The organism is Streptomyces sp. NPDC001480, from assembly GCF_042894725.1.
Classification (GTDB): domain Bacteria; phylum Actinomycetota; class Actinomycetes; order Streptomycetales; family Streptomycetaceae; genus Streptomyces.
In genome coordinates, this window is the sequence record NZ_JBIAVX010000044.1 from 19,764 (window position 1) to 27,753 (window position 7,990).

General features: G+C 67.7%; 7 protein-coding genes. All 7 read left to right on the top strand.

Annotated elements, in window-relative coordinates; translation table 11 throughout:
• Window positions 1-3: 3 nt before the first annotated feature.
• The 7 genes from ACFY01_RS45585 (at window position 4) to ACFY01_RS45615 (ending at window position 7,942) form a co-directional block, all read left to right on the top strand.
• On the top strand, window positions 4-1,251 hold the full coding sequence (locus ACFY01_RS45585; protein ID WP_390741693.1) for an alkaline phosphatase family protein: 1,248 nt from the start codon (window positions 4-6) through the stop codon (window positions 1,249-1,251).
• Window positions 1,236-2,234, top strand: coding sequence for a hypothetical protein (locus ACFY01_RS45590; protein ID WP_390741685.1), 999 nt, complete (start codon window positions 1,236-1,238; stop codon window positions 2,232-2,234). Before ACFY01_RS45585 ends, ACFY01_RS45590 begins: the two co-directional genes overlap by 16 nt.
• Window positions 2,231-3,328, top strand: coding sequence for an endo-1,3-alpha-glucanase family glycosylhydrolase (locus ACFY01_RS45595; RefSeq protein ID WP_390741686.1), 1,098 nt, complete (start codon window positions 2,231-2,233; stop codon window positions 3,326-3,328). The genes ACFY01_RS45590 and ACFY01_RS45595 overlap by 4 nt, the downstream gene beginning before the upstream one ends.
• Complete coding sequence (locus tag ACFY01_RS45600; RefSeq protein WP_390741687.1) at window positions 3,325-4,803, top strand: fibronectin type III domain-containing protein; 1,479 nt, start codon at window positions 3,325-3,327, stop codon at window positions 4,801-4,803. Before ACFY01_RS45595 ends, ACFY01_RS45600 begins: the two co-directional genes overlap by 4 nt.
• Window positions 4,804-4,926: 123 nt before the next feature.
• The gene (locus ACFY01_RS45605; RefSeq protein ID WP_390741688.1) at window positions 4,927-5,448 is read left to right on the top strand and encodes a hypothetical protein; all 522 of its coding nucleotides are present in this window, start codon (window positions 4,927-4,929) and stop codon (window positions 5,446-5,448) included.
• A 176-nt stretch (window positions 5,449-5,624) separates the two neighbouring features.
• On the top strand, window positions 5,625-6,860 hold the full coding sequence (locus ACFY01_RS45610; RefSeq protein ID WP_390741689.1) for an IS256 family transposase: 1,236 nt from the start codon (window positions 5,625-5,627) through the stop codon (window positions 6,858-6,860).
• A 452-nt stretch (window positions 6,861-7,312) separates the two neighbouring features.
• Window positions 7,313-7,942 (top strand): site-specific integrase, encoded by a 630-nt coding sequence (locus ACFY01_RS45615; protein WP_390741690.1) that lies wholly within the window; start codon window positions 7,313-7,315, stop codon window positions 7,940-7,942.
• Window positions 7,943-7,990 lie beyond the last annotated feature (48 nt).

The following is a 7,990-nucleotide window of genomic DNA, read 5'->3' on the forward strand; positions in this document are numbered from 1 at the left end:
GTTATGCTCGTCGCGTTGCTCCTCCTGCTGGCGGGCGCCGGACCGGCTACGGCGTCAACTCCACGTACTCGTACGCCCATTGAGCACCTTGTTTATCTCATGCAGGGCGACCGTACCTTCGACCACTACTTCGGCACCTATCCGGGTGTCGACGGTCTGACGCAGGGGGACCGACAGGAGGTCGATCCTGCGCACCCGGCCACCGGCGCCGTCGCACCGTACCCGCTGCACGGCTCGGGACCGGTCTCCCCCGGTGCCGGACCCCGCCTGGTGCAGCGGCAGTTCGACGGCGGGCGGATGGACTCCTTCGTCTCCGTTTTCGAGCGGCAAGGCCGGGACGGGCGGGTGGCGATGGGCTACTACGACCGCCGCGACCTGCCGTTCTACTGGAACGCGGCGGACCGCTACGAACTCTTCGACCACTTCTTCGCCTCCTCCCTGGACGGCACCCGCACCAACCGCGCCCATTGGGTGGCGGGCACCTCGGACCTGAAAGGCCCCACGATCTTCGACCGGCTCCAACAGGACGGTGTCAGCTGGAAGTTCTATGTCCAGAACTACGACCCGAAGCAGACCTACCGCTCGTCCGACGCCCTCACGACCCAGACCGTGCGCGTCCCGCTCCTCAACATCCCGCGCTTCGCAGACGGCCGGAAGCTCAATTCGCACATCGCCGACCTCGGCGAGTACTACCGGGACCTGGAGCGCGGGACGCTGCCGGCGGTGGCGTACATCGCGTCGTCGGGCGCGGGCGAGCGGTCGGCACGCTCGGTACCCGCCGGACAGCGCTTGGCGCGAAAGCTGACTTCTCAGCTGATGGTCAGTCACTACTGGCCGTCGTGCGCCCTGTTGTGGTCATACGATGGTTCGGGCGGCTGGTACGACCATGTGAAGCCGCCGTCCGGCCGAGGGCTGCGCGTGCCCGCAGTGCTGGTAAGTCCGTACGCGCCGCAAGGCGCCGTGCAGCACGAGCAGTTCGAGGCGGCCAGTGCGCTGCGATTCGTGGTCGAGAACTGGGGGCTGCGGCCGCTCGGCGGGCGTACGACCGGGGCACACAGTCTTGCCGACGCCTTCGACTTCGGGGCGCCCCCACGACAGGCGGAACTCATTCCCGCCGATGCCCGAGGGGCGGCCCTTCCTGTGGCGCGGCGCCCGTCGCCCGCGCCCGTGTACACGGTGTACGGCGTGGCGTCGGCGGTGGTGGCCGGGTTGATGTGGGGGGCGGTGCGGCCGAAATGGCGTACATCGTGAAGCTGTTGGTGTTCTCCGGGGTCGTCCTGGCGGGCCTGGCTCCGACGCGGGCCGCCGCGGCGACGCCCGTCACCGTCACCGTGCGGACGACACCCCAACTCGCCAATGTCCGCTTCGTGTTCGACGGACAGACGGCGACGACCGGCGCGGACGGCACGGCGCAGTTCACCGGCGCGCACGATTTCGCCGGACACACCCTGTCCGTCGACGACGCCGAACTGGCCTCACCACAGCGGCAGTTCACCTTTGCACGGTGGGCCGGGCAGCGCGATCCCGACCAGGCGTTCAGGCGTACGGTCGAGGGGCTGCCGCTCCGGGCGGACTACACGGTGACGGCGGCTTTCACCGCGCGGTACCGGGTGACCGTGCGCTGTGTGGACCAGGAAGGGAGGGCGGTACCCCGGGACCGGGTGCCGTATCTGAGCGTGCGCAGCGATACCGGGGACACCCAGCGGCTGCCCGTGGGCCGACCGGTGTGGCTGGACGGGCTGTTGCCCGTGTACCGCAAGAGCGTGCTGACCTCGCGGACGGTCGGCTATGCCCTTCAGTCGGCGGACGCCTACGGGGCGAACACGGTGGACGCGGGGCGCCAGCGGTTTCGGCCTGCATTGGATCGTGAGGTCACCTTCGTCACGCCGTTCCACGATCTGACGGTCTCGGCGCGCGATGCGGTGTTCGGATCGGCGGCAGGGCGGACTGCACGGATCAGGCTGCCGGACGGGTCGGTACGTGAGGTGCCGTTCGGCGCGGACCGGTCGGCGACACTGCGGGATCTGCCCCACGGGCAGTATGAGGTCGAAGTGACGGGCAGTCAGGGACTGCGTGCGACCCGGCAGGTCCGGCTGTCGCAGACACAGAGTATGCAGGTACGGGTCGTCAGCCGCGCCGATCTCATCGTGGTCGTGGGCGTGTTGGCCCTGTTGACCGCCGGACTGCTGGTGATCGGGCGGAGACTGCGCAGACGGCTGGGTGGCAAGGGGTGAGGAGAGCCGGACTGCTGGCCGTGTTGGCGCTGGTGCTGGCCGGGTTGTTCCCGGCCTCAGCCACCTCGATGGAGGGCCGGCGAGTGCCGCTGCTCGCGTACTACTACCAATGGTTCGAGGAGTCCTCGTGGCAGCGGGCGAAGACCGACTACCCGCGCCTGGGCCGCTATTCGAGCGACGACGCCTCCGTGATCCGTACGCACATCGACCGGGCACGGTCCGCGGGGATCGATGGCTTCGTGGTGAGCTGGAAGTCCGGTGCCGCCAACAACCGCCGTCTGCAGCTGCTGTTGGACGTGGCACAGGAACGGAACTTCAAGGTGGCGGTCATCTATCAGGGACTCGACTTCCACCGGCGACCGTTGGAGACCGCCCGGGTCGCGGCCGACTTCCGTCTCCTGCACGACCGTTACGCCTACCACCCGGCGTTCTTCCGGCTCGGCGGCAAACCGCTCACCGTGTTCAGCGGCACCTGGGAGTATTCGGCCGCGGACGTCGCGCGGATCACCGGACCTGTGCGCAAGCAGATGCTGGTGCTCGACACGGAGAAAAACCCGACGGGGATCCGCAGGCTGGCCCAAGTCACCGACGGGGACGCCTACTACTGGTCGTCGGTGAATCCGGACACCAACGCCCGTCATGAGACCAAGCTGCGAGACATGGCCGACACTGTGCACCGGGCGAAGGGTTACTGGATGGCACCGTTCGCGCCGGGCTTCGACGCCCGGCTGGTGGGCGGTACGAAGGCCGTCCCCCGCGACGGTGGCCGGACACTCCGCACCGAGTACGCGGCCGCCATGGCCTCGCGCCCGGATGTGCTCGGACTGATCAGCTGGAACGAGTTCAGCGAGAACTCACATGTGGAACCGTCGGTGGAGCACGGCACACAGGCACTCGACGCCCTGCGTCGGCTGCGGAACGTCCCCGCCTCGGCCGCCCCCTCGGTACATCCCTCGCGAGCCGCCCACCATGACCCCCTCGGCTACTGGCCGGGCCTGCTGCGCCTCGCCGGCAGCGCGCTGCTGCTGGTGGGCGCGGTCACCGGCCTGACCCGGTTGCAGGGGATCAGAAGGAGAAGGGAAGGAAGAACATGACCAGAAGAGGCACGTCCAAGAAGCTCAAGAACCTACGCAGCGCCATATCGGCCCTCGCCCTTGGGGCAGGTACGGCGCTGTCGTTCGCGCCCGCTGCCCACGCCGACCTCCCGGGCGCGGACGCTCAGTTGACGCGTGCGCCGTATCTCTCGGACGCCACGACGACATCGGTCCAGGTGAGCTGGGCGACCACCACACAGAGCCACGGGTCGGTGCGCTACGGCCCGATCGGCAACTGCGCCGGAACTACCGCGACTTCGGCGACCCTGGGCAGCCCCATCACCGTCGGCACCACCCGCGAGTACGCCAACTCGGTGGCACTGACGGGCCTGAGCGCGAATACCGGCTACTGCTACCGCGTGTACACCGCCTCCGGCACCGACCTGCTCGCCACCCTGGCGACACCGAGCTTCACCACCCCCGACTCGGCGACCTCCACCGCCCCCTTCACCTTCGACGTGCTCGGCGACACAGGCGAGACCACGAACGCCGGGGTCGACGACGGTTCCCTGAACGTGAACCAAGCGAACGTGATGAGCCAGATCGCCTCCAGCGGGGCTCGCTTCGTCGTCCAGACCGGCGACAACACCCACCCGGGCACCTCGCAGACACAGTACGGCGACCTCAACCAGACCGGTGTGGAGATGAGTTCGTGGTTCGGGCCGTCGTACTGGACGCAGCCCGGCATGCGCATCCCGCTCATCGGCACGGTCGGCAACCACAGCATGACGGCCACCTATCTGTCGGTGTGGAAACAGTCGGCGCTGGCGGCCGCGTCGGGCGGGGTGTGGGGCATGGTCGACTACCCGTCGTATCTGAACTCGAGCCCGACCAGCTATCCGACGTCGTACTACGCCTTCACCACGGGCGGCGCTCGCTTCTACATGTTGGACGCGGCCTGGGGGAACTCCAACACCGGTGACGCGACGGGCGGTTCGTGCGGGTCACACTGTGCGATCTACGAGCAGGACGCGCACGCCCACTGGCAGGACGGGGTGGCCGAGTATGAGTGGCTGAAGGCCGATCTGGCCGCCCATCCGAGCGGGCCGAAGTTCGCGTTCTTCCACTTCCCGCTGCACTCCGACAGCGCGAGCGAGCCCAGCGACGCCTTCCTCTCGAATGTCGAGCAGACCCTGCTCGGCGGCGGTGTGGACCTCGTCTTCAACGGCCACTCGCACCTCTACCAGCGCAACAGCGCCGGCCCCGGCCGGATCGTCTCGTATGTCACCGGGGGCGGCGGCGCCGATGTGCACTCCGTGGGTGAGAACGGCTGCTCGGCCACCGACGCCTACGGAATCGGCTGGTCGTACAGCCGTAATCGCGGCTCGGCCTGCGGGGCCGGCACGGTGCCGACCGACGACGCTCAGGTTTACCACTTCCTGAAGGTGACCGTGCAGGGGACCTCGGTGACGGTCGCGCCGACCGACTCGCTGGGGCGTACTTTCGACGTGCAGACCTACACGGTCACTCCATGAGCACCAGCGCCTGCAGGGCCCGTACGAGTGATACAGCCGTCTCCTCGTCCAGCGAGGCGAGGAAACGGCGCTCCGCCTCTCGGCGCGCCTTCTCGGTCCCGGCCCTTCGGGGTCAGTTCCACGATGTTCTTGCGCGGAGGCGTCGAGCACAGAGCGGATTTTGCGAAGGCCGTCCACCTCGATGAACCGGCCCTGCTGGCCACGGTCGACGCCACGCTGTGGCACGTGGCCCAGCGCTGCGCCCGGCTGGCCAGCCTGCGCCGTGCCCGCGAGCGCGCGGGTGCGTACGGGGTCCGAGGCCTCCTTCCGGCACAGACGGTGCAGCAGACGGGCGAGGTGCTCGCCGAAGCCCGGGCCGCTCTCGACACCCCGATGGGCCACTTGGAGGACCTTGCCCGGCACCTGCTCGAGGCGGACGACCACTACCGGGCCTGGAAGGCGCTGCAGGAAGTCGGCGGCCGTGGTGAGGACTTCGTCGACCTGGCCGTCGCTGACGCCGCCGATCCGCATCACGCGGCCGCATGGGTGGTCACTTCGCGCAGGCCCGTGCCACCGCGCGACACTCGCCGCCTCCATCGGCGCCACCCGTTCATTCCTTGCAGATCACGGCCTCGCGGCCACCGACTGACCGCAGTGGCTACATAGGCCGCATGGAGAAACGGTTGTTGCCAGATTCTGGGAAGAACGAGGTTGCGTCCAGGGATGTGGCGTATGGGTTCGACCTGATCCGGGGGTTTGCTCCGGCATCGGGATGGGGCCCGCATAGATGAACGGCCACCGGCTGATCTTCGAGGTGTCGAAGCCCGAAGGAGATCAGCACGATGACCGCACCTGACAGTCTGCCCCTGCACGCCCTCGCCGAGGACAATCTCGCCGCGGCGAGTCCCGATCTGCTGCGCGCGATGGTCAAGACGTTCGCCGACGCACTTATGTCCGCCGAGGCCGACACCCTGTGCAACGCCGAATACGGGCAGGTCAGCGAGGAACGCGTCAACCACCGCAGCGGCTACCGCCCACACCAGTGGGACACGAGAGCCGGCACCGTCGAGCTCGCCGTCCCCAAGCTGAGGCAGGGCAGCTACTTCCCGCACTGGCTTCTCGAACGGCGCCGACGGGCCGAGCAGGCCCTCATCTCGGTGGTCGCCACCGCCTACCTGCTGGGCGTCTCCACTCGCAGAGTCGAGAAACTCGCCGAATCCCTCGGCGTCACTCAACTGTCGAAATCCCAGGTCAGCGCCATGGCCAAGCACCTCGACGAGCAAGTCACCGCCTTCCGCAACCGGCCCCTGGACGCCGGCCCGTATGCGTTCGTCTGGGTGGACGCGCTGACACAGAAGGTCCGTGAGGGCGGCCGGATCATCAACGTCCACGCGCTGATCGCGGTCGGTGTCAATGCCGACGGGCACCGCGAGATCCTCGGCCTCGACGTCGCCACCGCCGAGGACGGCGCCGGCTGGCTCGCCTTTCTGCGCTCCCTGACCGCCCGCGGCCTATCCAGCGTCCAACTGGTCGTCTCCGACGCCCACACAGGCCTGGTCAACGCGATCGGCGCAGTCCTGTCCGGCGCTTCCTGGCAGCGATGCCGTACGCACTACGCCCGGAATCTGCTGAGTCAGGTGCCGAAGTCCGCCCAGTGGGTGGCCACGCTGCTGCGGACGGTCTTCGAACAGCCCGATGCCGACGCCGTCCAGGCCCAGATGCGACACGTGCTGGACGCGCTGGAGGCCAAGTTCCCTAAGGCAGCAGCCCACTTAGACACCGCCCAGCACGACCAGCTGGCGTTCACCGCATTCCCACGTGAGATCTGGCGGCAGATCTGGTCGAACAACCCGCAGGAGCGGTTGAACAAGGAGATCCGGCGCCGCACGGACGTGGTCGGGATCTTCCCCGACCGCACCGCCCTCATCCGGCTCGTCGGCGCGGTCTTGGCCGAGCAAAACGACGAGTGGACCGAAGCCCGCCGCTACATGGGCCTCGACCTGCTCGCCAAGGCCCGCCTCCACCCGATCGAGTCAGAAACCGACGACACCGTCCTTCCGACCGAACTCACCGCATAGCCTCAAAGACGAGATCACCGAGTGACCGTCGATACACCACTCCAGCGGACGTGACCTGCCTGGACGACTGCTTGGGACAACCCGATCCACAGGGCGAAGCGATAGCAGACCCCGTCGGCGAGTACGCCGCCAAGTGGCGCCCCCACCGCGGCAGGAGACAGCCGTACACCGCGAGCGGACAGAGACGAACGTTGAGCGAGCCCTACGGCTGCACATCTACCCGACGTTCGGCAATCGGGAGATCGGTCGGATTCAGCGGGCAGACGGACTGCGGTGGATCAAGGAGCGGTCGGCGGTCATTGCACCGTCGACCTTCGCGACGCCATGGAATGTCTGCACCAGCATCCTGAAGATGGCCCACCAAGAGGGGATCACCCCAAAGTACCCATGGGAGAGGCTGAAACCCGCCAGAGGTCTTCTATCCGGAGATCCACCCGCTCCATCCGGAGGCAGTGAAGGCGTTCATTGTGACCGCGTCTCCCCGGTACCGGGCCCTGGTGAGGCAAGCCGCTTCGACGGGCTTACGGCAAGGCGAGCTGTTCGGGCTGGAGGACGGAGACCCCGCCGAAACCGTGACCGTCAAACAACAGTTGATCGGTCCCGACAAGGGGGTGCCGTACCTCGGGGAACCGAAGACCAGGCAGAGCTACCGGTCCGTTCCTCAAGGACGTTCGGTCGTAGACGAGATCGAACGGCACCGCGAGAAGTTCCCGCCGCAGGCCGTGTACATCGAGGATCGGACGAACCCCAGGAAGCCCGCATGGCGCCATGCCCGGTTGCTGTACACCAGCGAAACCGGCGGAGCGATCCGGCGCGGGAGCTGGGCGAAAGTGTGGGCCCAAAACGTCAAGCGGGCGAACGCCCACCTGAAGAACTCAGGCCGCGAGGTTCGCGTCCCCGAGGACACAACGCTTCACGATCTGCGGCACTTCTACGCCTCAGTGCTGATCAAATACGGGGCGACGCCGAAGCAGGTACAGATGAGGCCCGGTCACGCCAAGCCGTCGATCACGCTGAACGTCGTCTACACCCACCGGAGCCTCCCCCTGAGTGGTGGACACGCTGATACTGGATCTGCTTGATCCGGAGGAAGCGAGACAACCGCCGATGGCGATGAAGGACTACTCGGA